2 protein-coding genes are annotated in these 1,590 nt (G+C 61.8%); one reads left to right on the plus strand and one right to left on the minus strand.

Annotated elements, in window-relative coordinates; translation table 11 throughout:
- Positions 1-670: alpha/beta fold hydrolase (locus tag AC1DSN_RS22305; RefSeq protein ID WP_477332980.1), on the minus strand; the 670-nt coding region annotated here is incomplete at its 3' end.
- A 278-nt stretch (positions 671-948) separates the two neighbouring features.
- On the opposite strand from AC1DSN_RS22305, the gene AC1DSN_RS22310 reads away from it, so the two are divergent.
- Positions 949-1,590: serine hydrolase domain-containing protein (locus tag AC1DSN_RS22310; protein WP_477332982.1), on the plus strand; the 642-nt coding region annotated here is incomplete at its 3' end.

Genomic DNA, 1,590 nt, shown 5'->3' on the forward strand with positions numbered 1-1,590 from the left:
GTTTGGCGAAGTCGTGATGGTTCTGCTCGTAGCCGAGGCGACCACGCTCGGTGGTGAAGTAATACTGGTACCACCACTGGTATTCGGCCTTGGGTGGCAATGGCGTCTTGCCCGCTTCCTGGCTGCCGATCAGGTAGCCACTCACGCTCACCAGCGCTTTCACTCGCTCCGGCCACAACGCCGCGACGATATCCGCCGAGCGTGCACCCCAATCGAAACCACCAAAGACCGCGCACTTGATGTGCAGCGCGTCCATGAAGTCGATGACGTCCTGACCCAGGGCAGCAGGCTCGGCATTTCGCAGGGTGCTGGCGGAGAGAAAGCGGGTTTCGCCGTAACCGCGCGCATAGGGGATAAGCACGCGATACCCTTTCGCCGCCAGCGCCGGCGCGACCTCATCATAGCTGTGAATGTCGTAAGGCCATCCATGCAGGAGGATCACGACCGGGCCATCCGCAGGACCCAGCTCGGCATAGGCAACGTCCAGCACGCCGGCGTGGACATGCTTCAACGGGCCCAACGGGTCGGGCGATGCGGACGACGTTGTGGCTGCCTGGGCCGGCGACGGGGGCGCAGATTGCGCATGCGCACTGCTCGATGCGCCGACAAGGAGCGCCAGGGCGGTCGCGCCTGCCAGGCTCCGGCTACGGAGTTTTATGTTGCTATGCATGGACGTTTCTCAGCTCGTTGGACGTAGCTAGGAGACCAAAAAACATTGTCTCGACTGTGTCCAGCGGCGCGCTGAAACGTCTCCGAGTGTGTCGAGGCCTCATCCGGACACATTGGGATACAAAGCGCGCGCCTACGGTTCGGCCAGGATGGCGAGTGTCAGGTGCTCTAAACCCTCCGCCATGTCACAGCATCCAACGGGTTGGCTCGTCCCGCACCCCAGGAGAATTCGCCTTGCCTCGAATCCAACGGTTCACCACGTTTGCCGCTGCCGCCCTCCTGCTCCTTTGTGCTTTTCAGGCAACGGCAACCTCGCTGGACCAGGCGAACGACCTGACCAGGCAACGGGTGAAGGAAACAATGGCGAAGGAGCGCATCCCCGGCATGCAGATCGCCGTGATCAAAGGCGATCGCGTTGTGCTGTCTGAGAGTTATGGCTGGGCAAACGTCGAGAATCGTGTTCCCGCCACTAAGACCACTCTATTTCCACTCAACTCGGCGACGAAATCGTTTACCGGCGTAGCCATGATGCAGCTGGCCGAGGCAGGCCTGGTGGATCTGAATGCCCCGATCTCGCGCTACCTCGACGGCTTGCCTGAAGCATGGCGCCCCATCCGTGTGCGCCAACTCCTGGCGCACACGTCGGGGCTGCCGGATATCCTCGATGAGCAAGGCTTGCTCGGCGGAGGCTCCGAAGCCGACGCCTGGCAGGCGGTGCAACGGCTCCCGATGGCCGCAGCCCCCGGAGAACGTTTCACTTACAACCAGACCAACTATGTACTGCTGGCTCAGATCATCGCAAAGCAGTCAAAAATGCCCTACGAGCAATACATGGCGACGCGCCAGTTCACTCCTGCACACATGGCGCGGGCGACGTTCGGCGACAGCTACGATCTGCTCCCCAACGCGGCCACCATGTAC

The sequence above is a fragment of the Luteibacter sp. P4_D7_3 genome, from assembly GCF_056401735.1.